This window comes from Rhodohalobacter sp. SW132, assembly GCF_003390325.1.
Taxonomy (GTDB): domain Bacteria; phylum Bacteroidota; class Rhodothermia; order Balneolales; family Balneolaceae; genus SW132.
This window is the reverse complement of record NZ_QUOK01000001.1, coordinates 403,700-427,242: the sequence shown is the minus strand read 5'-3', so window position 1 is coordinate 427,242 and position 23,543 is coordinate 403,700. Positions and strand designations below refer to the sequence as shown.

General features: G+C 45.0%; 20 protein-coding genes. 12 read left to right on the top strand and 8 right to left on the bottom strand.

The annotated features are described in order from the left end of the window. Positions 1-246: 246 nt before the first annotated feature. Positions 247-1,596, top strand: coding sequence for a magnesium transporter (mgtE, locus tag DYD21_RS01865; RefSeq protein ID WP_116031397.1), 1,350 nt, complete (start codon positions 247-249; stop codon positions 1,594-1,596). A 138-nt stretch (positions 1,597-1,734) separates the two neighbouring features. Here the strand turns inward: mgtE and DYD21_RS01860 are convergent, their stop codons facing one another. Then, entirely contained in the window at positions 1,735-4,089 is a 2,355-nt protein-coding gene (locus DYD21_RS01860; RefSeq protein ID WP_158551379.1) for a transglycosylase domain-containing protein, read from the bottom strand. Positions 4,090-4,169: 80 nt separating this feature from the next. Continuing rightward, positions 4,170-4,739, bottom strand: a complete 570-nt coding sequence (locus DYD21_RS01855) for a hypothetical protein (RefSeq protein ID WP_116031388.1) — start codon at positions 4,737-4,739, stop codon at positions 4,170-4,172. Positions 4,740-4,924: 185 nt separating this feature from the next. Between DYD21_RS01855 and DYD21_RS01850 the strand changes: the two genes are divergently transcribed. After that, the gene (locus DYD21_RS01850) at positions 4,925-5,278 is read left to right on the top strand and encodes a DUF3127 domain-containing protein (protein WP_116031384.1); all 354 of its coding nucleotides are present in this window, start codon (positions 4,925-4,927) and stop codon (positions 5,276-5,278) included. 124 nt (positions 5,279-5,402) lie between these two features. On the opposite strand, the gene DYD21_RS01845 is transcribed toward DYD21_RS01850, so the two are convergent. The 3 genes from DYD21_RS01845 to DYD21_RS01835 all read right to left on the bottom strand — a co-directional run bounded on the left by DYD21_RS01845 (position 5,403) and on the right by DYD21_RS01835 (position 11,298). Further along, positions 5,403-6,974 (bottom strand): amidase, encoded by a 1,572-nt coding sequence (locus DYD21_RS01845; RefSeq protein WP_116031381.1) that lies wholly within the window; start codon positions 6,972-6,974, stop codon positions 5,403-5,405. 265 nt (positions 6,975-7,239) lie between these two features. After that, positions 7,240-8,217, bottom strand: coding sequence for a response regulator (locus DYD21_RS01840; RefSeq protein ID WP_116031377.1), 978 nt, complete (start codon positions 8,215-8,217; stop codon positions 7,240-7,242). Positions 8,218-8,490: 273 nt separating this feature from the next. Beyond that, positions 8,491-11,298: a response regulator gene (locus tag DYD21_RS01835; protein ID WP_116031374.1), complete on the bottom strand. Its 2,808-nt coding sequence runs from the start codon at positions 11,296-11,298 to the stop codon at positions 8,491-8,493. Positions 11,299-11,688: 390 nt separating this feature from the next. On the opposite strand from DYD21_RS01835, the gene DYD21_RS01830 reads away from it, so the two are divergent. Continuing rightward, a complete protein-coding gene (locus DYD21_RS01830) occupies positions 11,689-12,093 on the top strand; it encodes a hypothetical protein (RefSeq protein ID WP_116031371.1) in 405 nt (134 codons plus the stop codon). An 18-nt stretch (positions 12,094-12,111) separates the two neighbouring features. Here DYD21_RS01830 and DYD21_RS01825 read toward each other — a convergent pair whose 3' ends face one another. After that, a complete protein-coding gene (locus tag DYD21_RS01825; RefSeq protein WP_116031369.1) occupies positions 12,112-12,561 on the bottom strand; it encodes a response regulator in 450 nt (149 codons plus the stop codon). 177 nt (positions 12,562-12,738) lie between these two features. Continuing rightward, positions 12,739-14,781 carry a PAS domain S-box protein gene (locus DYD21_RS01820; RefSeq protein ID WP_116031366.1) on the bottom strand — a complete coding sequence of 681 codons (2,043 nt, stop codon included), beginning with the start codon at positions 14,779-14,781 and terminating at the stop codon, positions 12,739-12,741. A 516-nt stretch (positions 14,782-15,297) separates the two neighbouring features. On the opposite strand from DYD21_RS01820, the gene DYD21_RS01815 reads away from it, so the two are divergent. Continuing rightward, complete coding sequence (locus tag DYD21_RS01815) at positions 15,298-16,149, top strand: HAMP domain-containing sensor histidine kinase (protein ID WP_116031364.1); 852 nt, start codon at positions 15,298-15,300, stop codon at positions 16,147-16,149. 49 nt (positions 16,150-16,198) lie between these two features. Here DYD21_RS01815 and DYD21_RS01810 read toward each other — a convergent pair whose 3' ends face one another. Next, complete coding sequence (locus DYD21_RS01810; protein ID WP_116031362.1) at positions 16,199-16,663, bottom strand: hypothetical protein; 465 nt, start codon at positions 16,661-16,663, stop codon at positions 16,199-16,201. Positions 16,664-17,177: 514 nt separating this feature from the next. Between DYD21_RS01810 and DYD21_RS01805 the strand changes: the two genes are divergently transcribed. The 8 genes from DYD21_RS01805 to DYD21_RS01770 all read left to right on the top strand — a co-directional run bounded on the left by DYD21_RS01805 (position 17,178) and on the right by DYD21_RS01770 (position 23,543). Further along, on the top strand, positions 17,178-17,627 hold the full coding sequence (locus DYD21_RS01805; RefSeq protein WP_147303466.1) for a response regulator: 450 nt from the start codon (positions 17,178-17,180) through the stop codon (positions 17,625-17,627). A gap of 13 nt (positions 17,628-17,640) precedes the next feature. Beyond that, complete coding sequence (locus DYD21_RS01800) at positions 17,641-18,138, top strand: chemotaxis protein CheX (RefSeq protein ID WP_116031360.1); 498 nt, start codon at positions 17,641-17,643, stop codon at positions 18,136-18,138. A 16-nt stretch (positions 18,139-18,154) separates the two neighbouring features. After that, the gene (locus DYD21_RS01795) at positions 18,155-20,692 is read left to right on the top strand and encodes a chemotaxis protein CheA (protein ID WP_116031357.1); all 2,538 of its coding nucleotides are present in this window, start codon (positions 18,155-18,157) and stop codon (positions 20,690-20,692) included. 127 nt (positions 20,693-20,819) lie between these two features. Further along, on the top strand, positions 20,820-21,662 hold the full coding sequence (locus DYD21_RS01790; protein WP_116031353.1) for a protein-glutamate O-methyltransferase CheR: 843 nt from the start codon (positions 20,820-20,822) through the stop codon (positions 21,660-21,662). Positions 21,663-21,667: 5 nt separating this feature from the next. Further along, positions 21,668-22,195 carry a chemotaxis protein CheD gene (locus DYD21_RS01785; protein ID WP_116031349.1) on the top strand — a complete coding sequence of 176 codons (528 nt, stop codon included), beginning with the start codon at positions 21,668-21,670 and terminating at the stop codon, positions 22,193-22,195. Between the two features lie 36 nt (positions 22,196-22,231). Beyond that, the gene (locus DYD21_RS01780) at positions 22,232-22,639 is read left to right on the top strand and encodes a response regulator (protein ID WP_116031345.1); all 408 of its coding nucleotides are present in this window, start codon (positions 22,232-22,234) and stop codon (positions 22,637-22,639) included. A gap of 50 nt (positions 22,640-22,689) precedes the next feature. Beyond that, the gene (locus DYD21_RS01775; protein WP_116031341.1) at positions 22,690-23,067 is read left to right on the top strand and encodes a response regulator; all 378 of its coding nucleotides are present in this window, start codon (positions 22,690-22,692) and stop codon (positions 23,065-23,067) included. A 2-nt stretch (positions 23,068-23,069) separates the two neighbouring features. Beyond that, the gene (locus tag DYD21_RS01770) at positions 23,070-23,543 is read left to right on the top strand and encodes a chemotaxis protein CheX (protein WP_116031336.1); all 474 of its coding nucleotides are present in this window, start codon (positions 23,070-23,072) and stop codon (positions 23,541-23,543) included.

Below are 23,543 nucleotides of genomic sequence, written 5' to 3'. Positions count from 1 at the left end.
TTTTAAGACTATTGAAATTTGATCGATTTCAGTTTATCATTGAGCGCATTCATGGTGCCGATTGGAATGCACTTAACGATAACAAACTGCAACAGAAAATGGACGAACCCGGTAGTTATTGCTCTATAAAACAATCCGCCGGTTTTACATCAAATCTGGCAGTTGTAGTTTGTAAAACGCTTCTCTCTTAAGTTTAAAGCTTTTTACTGAACTCCATCTGCCGCTTATAGATAAGGAGTTCTCAGTATGGAAAAGGAAAAACTGTTAGAGTTGCTGGAGCCACAGGCTCCTGATGAAATCCTGGATGTCATTCGCGATGAGGTAAGTGAGCTTCATCCGGCAACGCTTGCCGACCTGATGGATCAGTTCGAGGATGAAGACATCCTGCCGATTTTTAATACGCTGGACCTTGAGCAAAAAGTAGCTGTTTTTCATCATCTGAGTGAATCAACCCAGCAGCACCTGGCCACAACCATGCGTTTTCAGCGGCTGGTAAAGCTGGTTTCCCTGATGTCGCACGATGACAGGGTGGATCTTCTGCAAAGCCTGGATGACGATTTGAAGGAGACGGTTATCCGCTCACTGGCAAAGGCAGAACGGGAAGATATTTTGCGCCTGAGCAATTACAAGGAAGGTACAGCTGGCGCCGTAATGACATCCGATTACGTGTGGATTTATAAGGAGAATTCTGTTCGGGAGGCGATTAAAAAAATTAAGAGAGAAGCCCCTGATAAGGAAACGATTTACACGATCTATGTGCTGGGCGAGAATCGTGAGCTGGTTGGGTTTGTATCTCTTAGAGAGTTGATGCTGGCTACGTTGAATGATAAGGTGGAAGATCTGATGACTACCGACCTGGTAAGCGTGGATGCCACTGATTCCCAGGAGGAGTCTGCTGATTTGCTTTCGAAATATGACCTGATTGCAATTCCCGTTCAGGATGAAGCGGGAAGGCTGCTGGGGATCATTACGTTTGATGATGTGATGGATGTTCTGGAAGAGGAAGCGACAGATGACTTCCATAAAATGGGATCGGTGAGCCTCGGTAAAATGACGCTCGCAGATGCAAGTATTAGTGCGATGATTATAAAACGCCTTCCCTGGCTGCTGATCCTGGTTTTTATGAATATTTTTTCCGGAGCCGGCATCGCTTATTTCGAGGATACGATCGAGGCGGTTGTGGCTCTCGTATTCTTCCTGCCGCTGCTGATCGATAGCGGCGGAAATGCAGGTTCGCAGGCGGCTACGCTGATGGTTCGTGCCCTGGCTACTGGCACTGTAAAAATGAAAGATTGGTTTCGGCTGCTCGGTAAGGAAGTACTCATCGCGCTCGGAATCGGTATTCTGATGGCCGTAGCGGTCTCTTTTATCGGCTTTTACAGGGGCGGTATTGAAGTGGCTGTAGTAGTTTCGCTAACGATGATGATTGTGGTGCTGTTCGGCAGCCTTGTGGGAATGTCGCTGCCGTTCGGGCTGCAGCGCTTTAACCTTGATCCGGCAACTGCATCGGCACCGCTGGTTACCTCCATCGCTGATATCGGCGGGGTGCTGATCTACTTCGGAATCGCCACGTGGTACCTGGGTGTGGGGGTTTAATAAAATGTCGCATAGTCATCGGATGAGTTTTTCAAAAAATCGAGTTACACTGGATCAATATATGATTCATGGATGGCTCATCCGATGACTCAATCTTTCTGCACCGATAGTTTTCTTTTCGCATCCACCACTGATCAATTAATTCCCGGAAATCCCAAGCTGGCGCCCCAGCCGCCTGAATATATTTCGGTCTTTATCCTCTTCATCGCCAATCACTCTCGGTTCATCGCTGCTGCGGCCTCTGAAAAAATCACTCACACGATCCCGGAGCCGGTCATTTTTGTAATCTTCGCAAACCATGGAGTAGGGCAGGTCAACGGCTGAAAACTGTACCGGCTGAAAATCACCAGCAAGCTCAACCCTGTCCGGCAGATTCTGGAGAAAACGTCCTGCAAGAGGCAGTGCGGTTTGAGAGGCATACGCGGGAAATTCCCTGAACCGAACCCTGTTATTGTATCCGCCGATTCGGGTGCCGAACACAAACTCAGGTGTAAAACCCACAAACCAACCATCGGCAAAATTTTGAGTTGTGCCTGTTTTCCCGCCGATAACCTGCTGAATGCCGAATTGATTTTTGAGCGCGGTTCCGGTGCCTTCATCCACAGCACGCTGCAGCATCATCGCTATTGCAGCCGCAGTTTCGGGTGTGATTCCGCCGATGCCATCCTTAACGGTTGTCAGATGTGAGTGGTTTGATACAGAAACCAGATCAGCCTCGTCCTTTTGACGAAAATCGTAAATCAAATCTCCCTGGTTATTTGTGATGTGGGTTACCATCACCGGAGATGCAGGTTTCCCCGAATTGAGAAACGATGTGTAGGCAGATGTTAATTCCAGGAGCGAAACTTCTGCTGTACCAAGCGCGAGCGAGGGGGCATCTGGCATGGCGGACCGAATGCCGAGATCAGCAGCGGTTTTTTGGATGGCAGGAACCCCGGTTTCTACCGCAAGCTGCACAGCCACCGTATTGATCGAATGGGAAAGCGCGGCCTGGAGAGAGTATCGGCCGCCATATTCATCCCGGACATTTTTCGGCGTCCAGTCATCGTGTGTGGCATATGTTGCCAGGAAATTGCGCTGATAGTCGCAAGGTGTGCGGCCATTTTCGATGGCGGCGGCATAAAGTATCGGCTTAAAAGCAGAACCCGCCTGACGGCTTGCAGTGACTTGGTCAAACTGAAAGTGTTTGTGTTCAATACCCCCAACCCAGGCCAAAACATGTCCCGTACCGGGCTGCATTGCAACAAAACCGGCGTTCATAAACGACAGGTAGTAGCGCAGTTCATTGTAAGGCGTGATCTCGGTCTCTTCGTAGCCGTCCCACGTGAACAGAACCCGGGTTGCCGGTGTATGCAAATACACCCGGAGTTCGTCATCGCTGTATCCGCGGTTTTTCAGGTGAACGTACCGGTCGCTCTGTCTCCAGGCGCGGAGAACGTCCGGATCCTCTTCACCGAAAATCGGACGCGCTTGGATTTCTTTGTCAAGTATTTGTTGCAGATGTTTCATCTGGGCGGAAACAGCTTTTTCGGCAGCAAACTGGATCTCGGACTGGAGTGTGGTGTGAATTGTCAGCCCATCGGTGTAAAGGTTATACTGTTTGCCATCCAGTGCAGGTTCGGTATGGATCAGGCTGCTGAGCATCGGCCGAAGGTGCTCCCTGAAATAGGGTGCCGGGCCATCACTCAGCTCTCTGCGGTCATATTTCAGATCGAGGGAATCAGCTATCGCAATTTCTGCCTCTTCGGATGGAATGAAACCGTATCTCTCCATCTGGCGAATCACAATATTCCTGCGAAGTGTGGCGCGCTCGGGATGCCGGTGCGGATTATAAAATGTGGTGGCCCGGAGCAGACCAGCAAGCGTGGCCGATTCCGGCAGGGTCAGGTCGGATGGAGGTTTACTGAAAAAACGATAGGATGCCATCTCAATTCCAAAAGTATCCTCACCGAATGATACCGTGTTCAGGTAGAGCTCCAGGATTTCATCTTTAGAGTAGATCGATTCTATGTTTCGGGCGATCATCATCTCCCGAAATTTTTCTGCGATTATGGAAAGTCCGCCATTTGTCTGACGGGGATAGAGATTTTTGACAAGCTGCTGCGTAAGTGTGCTTCCTCCGCCGGAATTCTGGCGGAGCAAAATTGTGCGCACCAACACGCGTCCCAGTGCCCTGTAGTCAATCCCGTTGTGCCGGTGGAAACGGACATCCTCAATCGCGAGAAGTGCATCCACCATGGTGGAATCGATCTCATCCAGTGAGACAGTTGTTCGGTTCTGCAGATGATAGGTTCCGATCTGTTCGCCATCCGCTGAAAGAATGCGTGTAGCTTGCTGGTGCTGAATGGAGCTCAGTTCTTCCGTATTTGGTATGGGGCCAAAGAATCCAGACCAGATTAACGATATAAAAAGCAGAAAACCGGCAATCAGAATGGCAGCCAGTGAAACAGTGATTTTGAGCCAGCGGTTCGGCCGGCGATTTTTTCGATTCAAAAAAGGCGTTTTTTTATTTGTTGATTGGGCAGTAGTCAGACTCAATCAAACCGAAAATGTTCCGTCATAAAGAGGCATAATTAATCCTGAACTTTTTCCAGCTCTGCCCTGAACCGGGGTTCACCGTGTCTTTCGAGATTGTAGATCAGCATCCCTTCTTCCATTTGAAGTTCAATCATCCAGACATTGGTTTCGGCCTCGGGGATCATCTCCACGGTTTGATCGTCGGCTTCAAAATATTGGCGGGTTGATGTTCCTTGGTCATTGGCCCATCCGCCATAATCGGTTATATCGTGCTGGCTGCCATCAGGATAGCGGTGATCGTGCCTTAAATGCAGGCCTTCGTCGGATCGGGAAAATACAAACGTGCGGGACTCATCTTCGCCTGCATGAAAGGGGATACGAACTTCCACTTCGGTGCAGGTGGCAATTGTTGCCCGCAGCTCCACATCTCCCAGTTCTTCGTGTGGCGGATCCACGGGATAGGTGGATTCCCCAACAAATGTGTTATCGCAAAGTTCAAGTAGGTTGGCGAAAAACTCATCCTGAGGTGTTTCAGCATCAATTTCGATTGTTAATTCTGTTCCATCATTACCCGCGCATGCTGCAAAAAAGAGGATTAGGAATAAAAAACTAAAGAGTTTTTTCATAATGACCGGATTTAGGTTGAAGGATATTGTGGTAAAATCAGATCCATCTCATTTACATTAATGTGAGTATATAGAAAGCAAAAATCCAATGAATATGGATAAAATTTCTTCTTGAAAACCGAACGGTTCATCCGTATCTACCTGAACAGAAGTTTTTGATAATTGAAACAGAAAGGTAAAGCAGTATGGATTTAAAAATAGCCGGCAAAGTTGTAGATATACTGGATGTTCAGTCTGGTGAAAGTAAAAATGGACCCTGGAAAAAAAGAGATTTTATACTTGAAACTCCCGGAAAATACCCGAGAAAAGTGTGCGTCACACAATGGGGAGAACAAATAGACCAGACCAGCCTGGAGGCTGGGGAAGAAATCACAGCGTTTATTGATATCCAGAGTCGCGAGTATAACGGGCGATGGTATACGGATGTGAAAGCGTGGAAGATTGAGAAAGGAGCACAAAGTGAAGACGCGAGACCATCCCCCGATGAAAATGTTATTGATCTGGGTCCGGGCGGGGATGATGACGGTTTACCGTTTTAACAAAAGATTTCAGAAATGAGTGACTTTTAGATAAGAAGTCACTCGATTTTTGAAAAACTCATCCGTGGACTGATGGATATCGCATCATTCAGAAAACAATCCACATTCTTTAGCACCGGCATTTTTACGGTTTGAATTGCGGAATCAAACGATGATCTGTGTTTTGTTCAAATGAGTATGCGATTTCAAGAAGAGTTGGCTCACTCCAGGCGCGGCCGAAAAACGAGACCCCAACCGGCAGGTCGTCAATACTGCCCATGGGCAGCGTAATAATCGGGTACCCGGACCGTGCCGAAGGTGAACTTGATGAGAGTTTGAAATTATCTCCCAGGGTAAGGTCGGTTTTCCATGCGGGTGAACCTGTTGGAGATACAATTGCATCGAGATCATGCTCGTCCATTACACGGTCAATCCCCTCTTCTCGGCTGGAGAGCAGCATATTTTCCAGCGCCGCTTGATACTCTTCGGATTCAAGTCCCTCTTTTTCAGCGGCCATTAATATAAGATTTCTGTCAAAACGTTCCCGCTCTGTCGAGGAGTTACGTATTTCGGTGGCAATACCTTCGGTGGAAGAAACTACCGCTTCGTTTTGCAGGGATTCAAGATATTTGTCGAGCCCGTCCTTAAATTCATAAAGAAGTACCTGGAACGCATCACCGCTGATATTTTGCGTGGATATCTGGTCGATTTCAACAATCGTTGCTCCAAGCTCTTCGAGAGTTCGGATCGTTTCGTTCATGAGTGTATCTACCCTGAAATGATTTTCCATCGGTGCAGTGAAAAAACCAATTCGTTTTCCTTCCAGACCGTCCCGGTTCAGGAACTGAGTGTAATCATCATGAATGTTGCCTTCGGCTGATTGAGTCATCTCATCTCTTTCATCCATTCCGGCAAGTTCGCCGATCAGAATAGCGGCGTCGCGTACGGTACGGGTCATCGGTCCGGCGCTGTCGGTTGTGTAAGAAATTGGGATGATACCAGCCCGGCTCCAGAGCCCTACGGTAGGTTTAAAACCAACAACGCCATTTGCATTGGCAGGGCACACAATAGAGCCGTTTGTTTCGGTTCCGATAGTAAGCGTGGCCAGGTTTGCGGATGCAGCCACACCTGACCCCGAACTCGATCCGCACGGGTTTCTTGATATTTCATAGGGATTTCGAACCTGCCCGCCCAATGCACTCCATCCGCTGGATGAAAAACTGCTGTGAAAGTTGGCCCACTCACTCAGGTTTGTTTTACCTAAAATGACGGCACCCTTTTCCCGGAGCATAGATACGATGGTTGCATTTTGTCGCGGCATGGACCCTTCCAGGAAAAGAGATCCGGCTGTTGTGGGCATATCTGCAGTATCGATATTGTCTTTAAGTAAGATGGGTATTCCATGAAGCGGGCCTCTGCTGTTTCCGTCACGGAGTTCATTATCAAGCTGGTCAGCAACAGAAAGTGCATTGCCGTTTCGTGTGAGAATGGAATTCAAAGACGGGCCAGATCGGTCAATTTGATCAATTCTGTCAAGATAAGCCTGTACTACCTCTCGGACTGTGAGCGATCCGTCGGCATACCGGGCCTGGAGTTCGTCAACGGTAATTTCTTCAAGACCGAGGGTGTCATAAGCGGATTCCTGCGGTTCATCGGCACAGGAAAACTGGAATAAAAGAAGGAAAATGGAAATAAAAACAAAGAGGGATTTTTTCATTGAAGAGCCATCAGAATTTATTGTTTTAAAGAAGTAAGCAATAAATTCGATAGAGTTCAACCTCGGGAAAGTCTTGTGTCATGCCATCAATACGTTGTTGCGTAGTGATGGGATGAGTTTTTCAAAAACCGTGCAGTGTCTAATAGAACTCAGGTTTTAAGGATGCCTCATCCGATGACATTTTGTAACTCACTAATGTTACTGAATTCCTTACACCTCAAATCATTTATAAAACGCCGGGCTGAAGAGCGGTAAATTCGATGGGTCAGTTTTTTTTCTGGCAGATATTTTCAGCCTTAATAAACGATTTTTGCAGGCTTTCTTTACTCACCGGTTTTGGAATAAAGTCGATGAAGTTGGTTTTTTCGGCCCGTTCGAAATTGTATTTGTCACTGTTTCCGGAAATATAGATTACCGGGATCATGCTCTTATCCTGGATGGTTTTTGTAGCCATAATTCCATCAATATCATCCTGCAGCGAGATGTCCATAGTGATAAGGTCGGGTTTAAGCTGCATCGCTTTTTCGATGGCATCGGCACCGGTTGTGGCTTTTCCGATCACTGTGTAGCCCATACTTTTAATCAGCTTTTCAAGAAGAATGGATTGTATCAGCTCATCCTCTACAATCAGAATATTTTTAACTGATTCGCTTTTCTCTTTTCCATTCCCGGAATGAGAACCGGTTTCGCCATTTACCAAACTTTTACTCTGCTTATCCATGTCATCTGAAACCGATTTGGCAGCAAAAAGACTTATTTTTCCGTTTTCAATCAGGCCGTTTTTGCCGGTCTTCTGTTTTTTTTCACGTTGATGGGTGGAGTTGTCTTTTTTTGCACGGCTCTTTTTAAGTTCACGAACTACTGCCGGCACAAGGGCATTTAAGTTACTTTTGGAGAGTGTGGCGCTCGCTCCATTGCTTAGCAGTTCTTCTGCGATACCGTTAGTTATTGAGTCAGATATAATCATAAATGGAATATCTGATCTTTTTTCATTGATGATCTTCAAAGCTGAAATGCTGTCAAATCCTGGCATGTTGTGATCACACAACACAATATCCCACATCTCCTGATCGAGCATTGAGCGAAGACCAGAGGCCGTCTGTACTCGTTTGAACCTTGGATAAAAACCACCTTTTCGAAGGGACCGAATCATCAGTTCTGTATCGTCTTCAGAATCTTCCACGATGAGAACCCGGATGGGATGGCCAATTTTTTTGATCGTTCGTTCTTTTCCTGACAACATATAAAAACCTTTGTGTCACTTTGTTTTCGTCAACTCTCAAGCTGCATGAAATTACAGCTCTTGATTCGGCAGATTAATCGCCGTCTGTGTGAAATGTTATCGGTACAAAAAATGGGCAGTTAAATTAAAATCCGAAAAGAAAAGCTTTCTAATATTCTCAGGTCCGGCTGACCGTGCCGGGGATGGGTAGTTCTTTTACCGGGAATGCACTAAGATTGTAATTTATTGCCTTACATACGGCTGTAGTGCACAATTATCGGGCTTGGGTTGCTACTATTCAGCAATCCAGATAGAAAGCAAAGTAAGAATGATGTCAGGATCTACAGGCTTGCTTATGTAATCGGTTGCACCTAATTCCAGGCAGGTTTCCCTGTCACCCCGCATGGCCCGGGCTGTTACTGAAAAGATGGGGAGATCTTTCCATCGGGAGTTTCTTCGAATCTCTTTTAAAAGCTCATGACCATCCATATCCGGCATCATTACATCCAACAGTACAGCATGATAAGAGGTGTTGTTCAGTTTTTGAAGCGCAGCTTTGCCTGATTCTGCATGCTCTGTGATGATGTTGTATTCTTTCAAATGTGATGAGAGGGAGAAATAACTGCGCTGATCATCATCAACAATCAGAACGGATCGGCCGGCGAGTCTGGAAAAATCAAATGGGTCAGACAGGTTATGATCCGGCAGGCTGTTCCCGGTGAGTTCACCAATCTTCTTCATAAGCCTGGAATGACTACCTACATTTTTCAGGATGATATCAGATGCGTGTTCCATAAGGAAAGATTTTTCAGATGCGGACAGACTTTTTCCGGAGTAGATGATTACGGGTATTCTGGAGAGATGGTCATCATCAGATAGTTTTTTAAGAACATCAGCCCCGCTGGCATCAGGCAGTGATAAATCGAGTACAACACAATCTATTGATTGATTTTCAAGCACATCGTAAGCTTCCCTGGCAGATGTTGCGGTAATACATCGATCTACAAACTCCAGGGCGAATTCGCGAAGCGCTGTGTTATGCATTTCGTTGTCATCTACCAGCAAGAGTGTCTGACAGGCTGGATCAGCTGTCTTGCGATCCGTATCCAGCATGGATTGAAGATCCTGCCCCGCGGATGCATCATAAATAACACCCTGAACCGTATTGTGAATCATGGGTGGCAAAACTTTTCCGGGATTTTCCGCCAGCCACACCGGGATATTAGATCGTCTTGATATCATCTTTGAAAAGCTCCATCCACTCATGTGTGTGATGTAAGGATCAAGGATGAGGAAATCTGGCTGAAAGCGATCTGCCTCAGGTGCAATGTTCTCGCCGCTGGTTACGATACTGAGTTCAATGTTTTTCGTCCCGGCAATGGACTTAATTTTAGATTGAAGACGGCTGCTGTCCGTTGCCAGAAGAATTTTGGCGGAGTATTTCTGTTTTGGTGTGATCGGTTCCGAATCTTTAACGGGAGCCGGAGATAACTTTAACTCCCTCTGAAGTTCTCCGTCTGAAGTTGTCTTCAGGCTGCTTCTTGATTTTTCAACAAATTCAGTACTGTCAACCGGTAATAAAAGTGTAAATGTACTGCCGGCACCTTCCTGACTTTCGAGCGTAATGGAGCCGCCGAGAAGCTCTGAAATTTGGCGGCAGATTGTGAGACCGAGTCCGGTTCCGCCGTAACGGCGCTGCGTGGAACCGTCCGCTTGCTGAAAACTTTCGAAAACCAGCGACTGTTTTTCTTTTGGTATGCCGATACCGGTATCAGAAACGCTGAATCCAATCATCTCCTGTTTGAGCACTGCTCGATTACCTGGTTCCGGAGAAAAAACCCGCAGGGCTACGGATCCTTCATCCGTGAACTTGAAAGCGTTAGAGAGAAGATTTTTTAAAACCTGTTCCAGGCGCATCCGGTCAGTTGTAATTTGGTCGGGCAGTGTGTTGTCTACTGAAATATCAAAAACAAGCTTTTTTTCATCAGCCAGGGGTGCAAAGAGATTACGGATGTCGCTCACCAGGTTCTGGCGGTTGATACGGCTCAGTGAAAGTTCCATTTCGCCGGACTCAATCTTTGAGAGATCCAGCACCTCGTTTATCAGTTCCAGCAGGTTGTTACCGGATTGGTGAATTACATCAACAAAATTCGATTGATCAGCGGTTAGATTTTTATCTTTTGCCTTCATCAGCAGTTTGCTCAGCAATGTGATAGAGTTGAGCGGAGTGCGAAGTTCATGGCTCATATTTGCCAGAAACTCAGATTTATATTTACTGTGAAGCGCCATTTCCCTGGCGATATCTTTATGTTCTTTTATCCTCCGGGCATCTTTTTCCCGGTCGGACATATCAAAGCCGATTGCGGTAAAAAAAGGATCATTCCCCTGTTTAATAAGCTGGATGTGGATTTCAATTGGATATGTGGATCCATCTTTACGGGTATGTTTGGTTACAAAAAATTCTTTTTCCATTCTGCCGTCCCGCAGCGGCTGAATGATTCTTTCGAAATCGGCACGGTTGTCAATCTGAGGACTAATGTCGATGGGGGTAAGTTTCGAGAATTCATCTTCGGAATACCCGAGGTTGTTGGCCGCAGTTTCGTTGAGGTAACGAAATCGGAGTGTTTTGGAATCAAAAATAAAAATTTCATTCAGGCTGTGTTGGATCACTGTCAGCAGGCGGTCGCGTTCCTGTTCCGCCTCTTTCTGTTTTTTACGGTTGCGGGCTTCATTGATTTCGCGTTCAACTGCAGGGATCAGCCGTTGTAAATTGTCCTTCATCAGGTAGTCGTGAGCTCCGGCTTTCATCGCTTTAACGGCCAGTTCTTCTCCAATCGCACCCGAAACAAGGATAAATGGAATGTCCCGGTTTCGATTTTTCAGGATCTTGAGCGCGGTAAGTCCGTCAAATCCCGGCATGGAGTAGTCACAAATGATGAGATCCCAGGTATGAGCATCCAAGGCATCAACAAATGCCTCTTTTGTGTCTACTTCAGTGGGTATGGGTTGGTACCCGCCACGTCGCAGATTCATCAGAATAAGCTCTCTGTCGTCAGGAGAATCATCAACAAGCAGCACTCGTATCCTGCTTACTTCACTCATATGCAGAAAGGTGTTGGTTGATGCATACTGTAGATATTTTTAACAGAGTCAGCCATAAATATTTTTAGCGATAAACGTGGTTTGTAAAGTAATCTAAAGACGAACGGCACGAAGTACAGGGAATAACTGAAGAATATTTCTTCATAAAAACCCAAGATAATATTCCGGGTTCTGAGCTTTTTGCGTAAGTGTGCATGGTATCATACGATGTACAACGTGTTCTAAATACTGAGGGGAATGGAACTGGTGTCCGATTTTCACCCATAATAAATTAAACATTTACAATTTATAACCGATAACTGATTGCAGATACGCGTGTGTGCTGTTCAAGCGAATATTTTGTTCTGCCTTATGGAGGAATATAACAAGTGAAAGCAAATAGTTGAAGAAATGAAAAAAATCCCCTCTGATCTTGAAATTCTTAAAGTAATCTACAACGAATATTTGGATACATTTCGGTCGTATGCAACGGAGGAGCCGGACAGAATCGCCAGAATTCGTGTACCGATTGATATTCATGAGGTCGCTGAAGAAGTAGGTGTTGATGAAGATATGATTTTCGGGCGGCTTTATTATCACTTCAACAAAAAATACAGTTATCGCGATGAAAATGGTGAACGGATTACCTTTTTCACATCACTGAAATTTGAAGGAATGAGTGTGAATTTCCCATTGGTAGCGTCTGTTTTGGCGGATCTTGAAAAAGAAGACCAAAAGTATAAACTTACTCTTTCACTGTCGGTTGCTGCGCTTTCGATTTCCATTATTGCGATAGCACTCGCCTTTTTTGGATAAAAATTATCAGGTTTGATATCAGTTTTCGTTGCCGGATGGTACATTCAGTGTGAGCCAATATTCACTGATCAACAGGGCAGCTTTTTCAAATTCCAAAAAATCCACCGGTTTGCGAATATAGCTGTTTGCGCCAAGTTCGTAGCTTTTTTCAATGTCTGAATCTTCTCCGGATGAGCTTAGCACAATGATCGGGATGTACCGGGTGCTTTGGTCAGAGCGAATTTTCTTTAACAGTGAAAATCCATCCATTACCGGTAAATTCAGGTCGAGCAGGATTAAATCCGGTTTAGCTGGTAAACTCTTCTGACTTTTGTTGCCGGGAACGCCATACAAATATTCCATCGCGTCACTACCCGTTTCGGCAAGTGTAATATTCTTGAAGTTGAGCTTTTTTAAAGCACGAATAGTTAGCAGTCCATCGTCGGGATTGTCTTCAATAATAAGAATGGATCTGTCAGCGTGTTTCATCAGTTGTGATAAATCGTCTTGATCATGAGTTAATTTCTTCTATAAGCTACTTAAGTTGGGCAAATACAACAATTAAGTTTTCTATTCTAACGTAACGGACAGGCAAGTTGTATCCATGATGCCGCGAATCAAAGTCCGGCAGGAAAAACGTACACTGGCTTTAAATTGCGCATGTTGTTAATCAGGGCCCGGTTTTAAGTTCAGGGTAAAATAGAATACAGCCCCACTCCCCGGTTCTCCTTCCGCAAAAATTTTTCCAAGATGCCGGTGAACAATTCTCTGAACAGTTGATAGGCCGATGCCTGTACCGGGAAATTCGCGCTCTTTATGTAACCGCTGAAAGGGTGTGAAAAGTTTTCCGGCATAGTTCATGTCGAATCCGGCGCCGTTATCTTTTATGAAATAATGAGTCTCGCCCTCTCTTTGTGTTTTGCCAAACTCAATCCGGGTCTCTTCATTTTTTGAAGTGAATTTCCAGGCATTTTCCATCAAATTCTGGAGAGCAACCTGAAGCAGGTTTTTATCGCCGATTGCTTTAATGCCCGGCTGAATTACAAACTCTGCATCGCGCTCCTTCTCATTTTCATGAAGTCCCCGGCCAATAGATTCTACAATCTCAGATAAATTGATATTTTTCTTTTCTATGGTAGTACGTGACACTTTAGCCAGTTTAATCATGTCGTCGATTAAGGTAGACATTCGCTGAGCAGCACTGCGAACGCGGGTCAGGTAGTTTTTTGCCGTGTCATCAAGGGAATGGCCATAATCTTCGATGAGCGCCTGGCTGAACCCATCGATACTGCGGAGCGGCGCGCGCAGATCGTGTGAAACGGAGTAACTAAAAGCCTCCAGTTCTTTGTTTGCAATCTGCAGCATTTTTGTCCGCTCAATCACTTTATTTTCAAGTTCATCATTCAGGCGGGCGATCTGTTTTTCCGTTTTTTTCCGCTCCGTGATATCTTTGGCAATACCGCGATAACCCTGGAAAATCCCGCTGTTGTTAAATAGAGGGATGCCGCTCGTTTCAAAAATAAAAAGATTTCCTGAGGCATCTTTAAATGCGTGCTCTTCTCTCACAAACTCATTTTGTTCTCGGGCCAGGGCGCGAAACCGCGATTCTGAATTTTTTCTTCGGGAATCGGGCATCAGCTGGAAAATAGACTCCCCCAGGACGCTATTGATATCATAGCCCAGGATAGTCTGGATTTTAAGGCTGGTATACGTAAAACAGAAATTTTCATCGATTTCCCAGATCCAGTCGTTTGTAGTTTCTATCAGGCTGCGATACCGCTCTTCGCTTTTTCGAAGAGCATCCTCGACTTCTTTACGGCTGGTGATATCCTGGATATAGCCAATCACTTCTTTCAGCTCATTGGGATCCTCTTCATGATACCGGCAGGTGATTTTTAACATCAGGTACACGTTTTGTCCGTCTACCGTTGATGCCGGCATTTCGTGGTTGTTGATCTCTTCGCCCCGGTGCAATGCCTCCCAGAAAAATACCTGGTGCATGTAATTTGTGAACCGATCGCTGAAATTACTCTGCAGTGCAGCTTTTTTTGATTTAAATCGGAAAAGATCTACAAACGCCTGATTACAGTTCACAATCTTGCCATCCGGATCAGCAATAAATCCGGGATTAATGTCTTCATCAAACAAGCGGCGATACATTTGAAACGAACTGTGCAAAAGGTGCTGTTCATGCTTTTTTTTGAGAAGAGATTTTAGATCCGTCAGCAGTTTTTTTAAAAGAGAAACATGTTTGTTCAAAGAGCTGTTTTTGCCGGAATAGAAAAACCGGAACAGATCATACCGTCCATTGCTAAATGCCAGCTGCAATGATAGCGCCGTAAATGTATTGCTGTTACGAAGTTTATTAGGCAGTACGGTGTTATCTGTTGATGGGAGGTCAGCTACCCACACTTCATCAACAACATCCAGACTGGGTTTGAAGAAATCGGTTGAAGCCCCGGAAGAAAACCCGTTTTCAGGCGGATCATAGTTCTGGTCCTGTGGGGGAATAGATACAGTAAGGTTCCAGGAAGAGTCATCAGCCGGTTTGGAACGGCACTCACTGAACTCCGGATCAATCTGCCCGGCAATCCATTCCAATACGAGGCGCAGTGAATCATGGTAAGATTCACTTATAAATATTTTGTGCGCCAGTTCGGATAGCAGCTGGTATCTCTGATCCGTTTGTTTTCCTGGATTTTCACTCATAATCAAAAATCTTCAGAATAAGGTGTACTCCGTTTTAACGTTTGTTTCTAAACTAATATATGGTTTTACAAATACCATGACTTGGTATGAAAACATTCTTATTGTTTTTAAGGGTTAAGTGGTGGTATAAAGATCAATATGAATGGATATCAGATTCATTAAGCCTCGATTTTCCAGTTGGTATAAAGCTCCGGATGCGGAACTGCTCTGTAATTAAAGGTTTATGCGAAAGTATAGTTGCATATACAATCGCGTTGGCAAAAAATTGATTCTGCGTGTTACCAATCGGTTTTCGGGCAAATGCAGATTATGATGGTTTTTGAAATATGTATGCACTGTATTTCGAAATGTATTCTGGCTGGAATATCAGCTTAATTATACATTAAAATTTTTTAATATTAGAATAATTTTATATCATTGTTATGGATAAAGACAATCCGATATCTGAACCTAATTTAAAAGGTAGTTCAGTACACGGAAAATTTTAATAAACGAATCATCATCTATTGAGATAAGATGGATAGTACGCACGGGCACAAAAAAAGGCGCGCCAATTCAGATTCAACTCTGTACCAAAATCAGCATTCAGGCTATATAACAAAGCAGGGAGAGCATGAATCACTCAAGCGCAAATATAAACACCTGAAAGCTGTGCATGAGCTCCAGAACCGAACGGTTCGTCACTTCATGCACAACATAATGTCGCCCTTGAGTGCTGTTTCGGGGTATCTCGAACTACTGTCAAATTCACTGTCCTCTGTTCCGGATTCTGAAAAACTAGATCGCTACAGTTCACATATCAGCAGCGGGTTGAATGAGATTGGGTTTATGCTCGAGCAGCTGCACGATATTTATAAAGAAGATCACCAGTTTTCTGATGAGAGTGAAAGCCCGATTGTTGAGCTAAACTGGCTGGTGAACGAGGTTAAAGAGATTGTATCGGGTGCTGCAGGCCTTTGCGCTACTGAGGTCAGAACCCTGCCTTCTGCGAAACCTGTTTACGTTGAAGCTGAACTCTTTCAGATGAAACTGTTGATTTATAACCTGGTGGTGTCCGCTGATTCTTTTTCATCACCGGAAAGTATTATAGAGATCGAAGTGGAGCAAGATGACTCGGAATTTGCACTTATTATTCGTAACAAAGGTGGAAAGTGTGCAAACACTCATGTTCAATCCCTATTCAAAAAAGGGGATATAGTGCTTCTGTCGGAAGATATGGACGAGGGCTCTTCACTGCTATTGGGTTTAAAAATCTGTGCTCAGATTGCGGATCAGGTAAATGGGCATATCCTGATGGATAAGCGGGATGGAAAAACCCCTCAGTTTGTTCTTACAGCACCTTTTACCCATAGCGACAACTCATTTTGATAAATCATCTATTGTCCCCATAAAATTCAAGGCTCTGTTCAGGTCATCATCACAGGATAATGTGACAATGCAGGCCTTTTGGAGATTTGAAAAGCTGCATCTGAAATTCATAAAGTTCTTCCCTGATGAAATCAAACTCCTGGGGGACAGGTCCCACCGGTGAAAAGATCGTTAGATTAGATAGTCCTCTCTCGTTTCGGAGCCGGCTGCGGATATCAAGAATTTTGTCATGCTCCGGTGTGAGAAAATATTGAATCATCTCTCTGAAACTTACATTGATTGCAAGTCTGAAAATTTCGGGCTGCTGATCATGATATTCATCCAGCTCCTGCTGCAGCTCAAAGCCCTGTTCTTTTTTCTCTTCATCTTCAGGTTTTGCACCATCTTCAGCAAGCTTGAACGCGGGCATCAGCCGTGTAAGCTGATTGTATGGTGCATACCCCTGAACAGGCTGTACACCTTCAACTGCAAGGCCGGTAGAGACGGACGCCGGTTGTACAAAACTATTCAACATCTGTAGAGTGGAGTAGTGGGTGAATATGGATAATGATTATTCGGTGGTTATCGACAGTGTAAACCTCAAATTAACTGAAAAGTTGAATTGAGTGGAATTGAATGACAAAACAGAGGAAAAACTTTCTTACACCTGGAAATTGAAGCTGATTTTACAATCATACAATAGATATATCAAGCAGGTAATGGAGATGTCAATAAATTGAATGAGTCTTGTCTGCTTTGCCTGAAATCTAATCAAATAATACTGGTAAAATGCCTTTACAGGTGCTTTAGAGGTACATTAAAAAAGTTACGAAAGCTTAAGGATTCCTAATCTTTCCCGATAATAGACCAGACACAGAATAAAATAATTCAGGCAGGTTCAGCTAAAAAGGATTCAGTTGGAGCGGTTCTTGTAGTAACAGCTTTAGGGTGAGTATCTGCAAAAGTCAGATTAAAAATACATTTGCAGGTCAAGCCGCTGTGCTTTGCTGTTTTATGAGTTAACAATATTGAATGAAAAAGGAGTAACAATGGGCAAAGTGAAGGCACTTGTTGTTGATGATTCAAAAATAATGAGAAGTGCGGTAAAACGTGCGCTCGATCAGCTTATGCTTGCTGAGTTCGAGTATGTGGAGGCGATGGACGGCCAGGATGCGCTGGATAAGTTCAGTAACGAGATTGAGATTATGTTTGTGGACTGGAACATGCCAAATATGACCGGTGTGGAGTTCTCAAAAGCGATTCGGGAAATGGGTGACAATGACCACATTCCAATCATTATGGTAACAGCAGAAAAATCAATGGGGAAAGTAGACAAGGCGTTGAATGAGGGAGGTGCGAACGAGTACATCACAAAACCTTTTACAGCCGATAAAATGTACCAGACGATCAGCCGATACTTTGATGACGATGGGAATATTGTCGGAGAAGAGGAGGAGGAAGAGGAAAAAAGCTTTTTCAAAAGCATCCTGAAATCTTAAATAATTTAAAAAAATGATCCCCAAAAGTTTAGAAGACGTAAAAGAGATTCCCGTTGAAATCGTGGATCTCGTGAAAGAATCAGTAATCAATACATTTACATCCATTTGTGGTGATAACCCCGTATACATACCAGACAGCGGAAAGAGCGGCCCCGTAAATGGTGTAATCGGAAATATTGCAGTTTTTAATCCCGATCACACACTTTCGCTGATGATTGTTATTCCAAAAGATACGGCTATATCATTATCAGAAATTTTTGTTGGAATGGAACTCCCATTTGAGAGTGATGATATGGGAGATCTCGTTGGTGAGATATCAAATATTCTGGCCGGCGATGTCGCCGCAAATGTTGAGACGGTTGGCTTTCGCGGGCAATCTTCACTGCCAACGGCAACTCGCGGAAGCGATCTGACGCTTTTCATGCCAAATAAGCCGCCAACAGAAGAGATGAAATTTAGCGGTTCTACCGGAGAATTCTGGGTGAACATGGCGCTGACTGAATCAAAGTAAAACGGATACCACGATTATGAGTGACAACGCTGAAGGAAAAATCGGGGAACTTGAGGAAATCATACGCGCATTGGCGGATGTATTTCCAAGCGACCGGGATAACGTTATGGTGGCCGGCGCAAAGTTCGAAGAATTTATTGGTGGGATTGATGATAAAGGAGTACAGCTGCAAAAATTAATCAACCTCGCCTGGCAGGGGATGAAGCACCTCTATGAAGAGGATGATTTCTTTATGGCCGTAAAAACTTCAACGATGCAGGGAATTAACACGATCAGAGAGTATATGCTTTCCGATGGTAATATTGCTGTGGAAGATTTTGAACAGTCGTGCCAGCAGCTTGAAAAGGCATTGTCTGGTGGCAAAGAGTCTGCCGATTCCATTATTGAGGTTGAGGAAGCGAAAAAACAGGCTGAGAAATCAAAGTCGAAAAACTCCAAAAAACCTGTATCAAAGAAAAAAGAGTCAGACGGTGTTGACGACGATAAAATTAAAGGTGTTACGCTGAATGACCTGGCATCAAACATCATGATGCTGAATGAAGAGAAGGTAACTGCCGGGGAACTCGGCCTTCTTGTGAGAATTTTGAAACATCTGAGTGAAACAGCTGCTGATGCGGCAAAACCGGCGCTTATTGCAGCTTATGAAGAAGCTGTTGAAGCGGAACAAGCAGATAAACCGGTGGATGGCTGGCTGGCGTTTATTTCGCAAAAAGCTGAAGAGGCAATAGAAGCAGAGCAGGACGAGGTGTGGGGCGATGAGTCTCAGGATCCGGCAGCTGAAGAAACATCAACGGCCGGTGATGCTGAAGAAAAAGATCTGAAATCGACAGAAGAAACTGAGGAAGAAGAGGTTTTTGTGATTCCGGTGGATTCGGAAGAGGCGATGCTTGGAGAGTTTGTAACCGAGTGTTCCGATCTTGTAGAGTCTGCTGAAGTGGCGCTTCTGGATTTGGAGGAGTCTCCCGATAATGATGAGCTCATCAACACCGTATTTCGTTCTTTTCATACCGTAAAAGGAACATCAGCTTTTATGGGACTGGATCCGATTTCTGAGTTTACGCACTCCGTGGAGACGCTCCTCAGTATGGTTCGTGAAGGAGATCTATCCTTCGATATGGCGTGTGCGGATATCACGCTTGAGTCGATCGATATTCTGAAAAAAATGCTCGCTGTAGTTGAGGTCTCTGGTTGCGGTGATCCGCTTCCAAAACCGGCCGGATACGAACGTATCATGAGAATTCTGAACAATATTTTTGACAACGAAGTATCTCCGGCAGATGCAATGAAAAAAGAGGGAGCTCCGGTACCGGTAGCTCCTGTAGTTAATGAAACACCCGGAGGAGAGCCGGCAGCAGAAGACGCAGATACAGGGCAGAACGGAACTGCAGATAAATCATCAGGCAAATCTGAAGCCGAATCAACCGTGCGTGTAAATGTGAGCCGTCTCGATCGCCTGATTGATATGGTGGGAGAGCTGGTGATTGCACATTCAGTCGTTGCACAGGACCAATCCATTTCTGAGGATTCAGACCTGATGAAGAAGGTGAATCACACCACAAAGATATTGCGTGAACTGCAGGATACCAGTTTGATTCTGAGAATGGTTCCGCTGCGTGCTACGTTCCACAAAATGAATCGCCTGGTTCGCGATTTGGCAAGAAAGGCCGGTAAATCTGTAAAATTTTCCACAGTTGGAGAGGATACCGAAATTGACCGGAATATGGTGGATATCATAAACGAGCCGCTGGTGCATATGCTCCGGAACTCACTCGATCACGGGATTGAATCCCCGGAAGAACGTGCCGGTTCAGGGAAGTCGGAAACGGCAAACATCTGGCTGCGTGCTTACCAGGAAGGCGGTAAAGTGGTGATTGAAATCGAGGATGACGGCAAGGGGATCAATAAGGATAAAGTTCTCAGCAAAGCGATTGAAAAAGGCCTTGTAGATCCGGATAAAAAACTGACCGACAGCGAGATTTTCAGCCTGATTTTCCTGCCCGGATTTTCATCGGCAGAACAGGTTACCGATCTGTCGGGTCGCGGCGTTGGAATGGATGTGGTTCGCCGGTCGATCGAACAGCTCCAGGGGAAAGTGGAAGTGAGTTCCCAGCCCGGTAAAGGAACAAAAGTATCCCTCGAAATTCCATTTACGCTTGCCATTACAGACGGCATGCTGGTGAAAGTTGGCGATCAGCGGTTTATCATTCCCACCATAAATATTGATATGACATTCCGCGCTGTAGAGGATGATATTTACACCATGCTGGGCAGTAAAGAGCACGTATCATTCCGCGGAGAATCGGTTCCGGTGATCCGGCTGCACAGGCTGTTCAGTATTGAGAACGCTGTAGAGGATCTGCTGGAAGGAACGATGCTGATTATCAAAAATAATAACAAACGATATGCTCTCCTGCTGGATGAAGTAATTGGTCAGCAGCAGCTTGTGGGTAAATCAATAAACATGATGGTGAAGATGCCGCATATTTCCGGCGGTGCAATATTAGGGGACGGCCGCGTAGGCCTGATCCTGGATACGTCAGCCGTGGCACAGTAGGTGCATACTGAAAAGCAGGCTGCAGCTGCGGCAACACGATTGCCTGACAAATTCACTTGTACCTGTGACTGAGGGTTCTCTGAAAACGGAGAATTCGCAGGTGATCAATCAATTTGAAAACGAGTAGATGAAAACCAATACCGCAACAGAACACCTTACACAAATCCCTCTCTCCAAAGAAGATTTTGGAAGAGTTAAATCACTGCTTCACAACTACAGTGGAATTTTTCTGCATGAAGGGAAAGAAGCTCTGGTTCGGGCGCGGCTGATGAAACGCATCCGGAAGGTAGGTGTGAGCAGTTTTCTGGAATATCTCGATTATGTTGAGAATGATGAGACCGGAGGAGAATTTCTCTCCCTGGTGGATGTGCTTACGACCAATAAAACCAGCTTTTTCCGGGAAAAGCAGCATTTTGATTTTTTGAATGAAGAGGTGATTCCTTCCATGAAAGGGAGGGAATTCAAATGGTGGTCGGCCGGCTGCTCGTCCGGTGAAGAGCCGGTTACAATGGCCATGACATTGTTTGAACACAGGGAATTTATGAGGGATTTTAAAGTGAAAATACTTGCTACGGATCTCTCGCGTGATGTGCTTCGGTTCGCTAAAGACGGCATATATACACCGGAAAAAGTGAAAGATCTGCCGGATTACTATCTGAGGAAATATTTTCAGAATCCACCCGGGGGTGAAAGTGGATTCCAGGTGAAAGAACAGGTTCAGAATTTGATTACATATGGCCGATTGAACCTGCAGGAAAAGTGGCCGCTGAAAGGTCCGTTCCAGGTGATTATGTGCAGAAATGTAATGATCTATTTTAACAGACAAACACAAATGGAGCTTGTTTCAAAATTCCATGATCTGCTCGAGCCGGGCGGATATCTTTTCCTGGGGCACTCAGAAAGTGTATCAGGGAAAAATCACGGATTTGTGAATATAAAGCCTGCTGTGTACCAAAAACCCGGGAGATAATCTGAATGAGAACAGTTGTTGGAGTAAGTGATGTACATGTTTCAGCTCATCCTGGAGATGAGATCATAACCTATGCCCTGGGCAGCTGCCTGGGAATCGCGGTATATGATCCGTACGCCGGAGTTGGCGGGCTGCTGCACGTGATGCTTCCGCTGGCAAAATCTGATCCGGAAAAGGCGAAAATGAAGCCCGCGATGTATGTGGATACAGGACTTTCACTGCTGCTCGACCGGTGTTATGCACTCGGCGCAAGCAAAAAAAATCTTGTGATTTCAGTAGCTGGCGGTGCCAGTATGAAAAAGAATGATGAAGACGATTATTTCAAAATCGGTAAGAGAAATTTCACAACGCTGCGAAAGCTTTTGTGGAAGAACGGGTTTATGATCGAACACCAGGATGTGGGCGGAAATAAATCAAGAACCATGACTCTTCGGTTGTCCGACGGGCTGGTAACGATAAATAAACAACCGATTGGTTCGGGCAGTACCCCAAAAGTTGGGAGTACCGGAACCGGAATCGGGTGTCAGGTTTGATGCAAACGATAACTGAAAACAGTTGAAGGTGGCGTTATGAAAATGAATGTATTAATAGTTGATGACTGCTCGGTAATGAGACTGATGATGAAGCGAACGCTGAAACTCAGTGATATTGCCGTGGGAGAGATCTTTGAAGCAGCCGACGGAGAAGAGGCCCTGCGTTACGTAGATACAGAAAGAATTGATCTGATTCTCCTCGACCTCTATATGCCTGTAATGGATGGCATGGAAGTTCTGGATACGCTTCGAAATCGTTCTGTATCCAAAAACATCCCCATACTGATTGTATCCACAGAAAGTAACAGCAGTATGATTGAGCAGATTGAAAAGCTGGGCACAGCATTCATTCATAAACCTTTTACACCGGAAAAGCTTCGGGAAGAAATATATAAAATTTCAAACGATCAATTAACCTTCAATGCATCCATTTGCATGAATTGAAGAGCAGGGCGTATTGTACCTGAATCGAGTAACAAAAGTTAGATAAGAATATGAAACGCAATGTACTCATTGTTGAAGATGACCCCACCATGCGGGTCGTGCTGAAACGAACACTTATGGAGAGCAGCATAGAGCTGGGTGAAGTCTATGAGGCGGAAAATGGAAAAATCGGGCTCGATATGCTCGGGGAGTATGATATTGACCTTATGCTGGTGGATATCTATATGCCTGTGATGGATGGAATGGAGATGCTCGATTACGCAGCTGAACATCCCGAATGGCGAAATATTCCGGCAGTGGTTGTCTCCACCGAAAACGATGAAAAACGAATTGATGCTATCCTGAGAAGAGGAATGGGGTTTGTGCATAAAGAGTTTACCTCATCGCTGCTGGAAGATCAGATCATGGAAAAACTGAAATCGGAGTAAGTATGGTAGCGCTACACGAAGATAAACTCAGAGGGATTGCCTACAGAACGTTTGAAATTACATGCTATATGTATCCCCTGGAGGAATGGGAACTGGAAGATCTTTCGGATGAAGAACGGGAGCTGAACGACAACAGTATTACCGCTTTGGTAGAGTTTGATGGCGCCGCAAAAGGGGCGATGTCGATCAGGGTTTCTCCCGAGCTGCTGGATGCCATCTCTGAAAATATGCTTGGCATGGAAGAGGGTACCGATGAACTCAAAGAGGGTGCGCTGTGTGAGATCGCAAATATCATCTGCGGAAATACAGTTCCGGTATTCGCTAAAGGAGATAACATCTGCTACATCCGGTCGCCCAGAATTATAGAAGATCATACGAACCCCGGACAAGAATTAATGAGCATGCAAAACGAGTGCCTGCAAATCTATCTTGATGAAGGAGTTGCAGAGTTAACCATCTACTATTCAACAGACTAA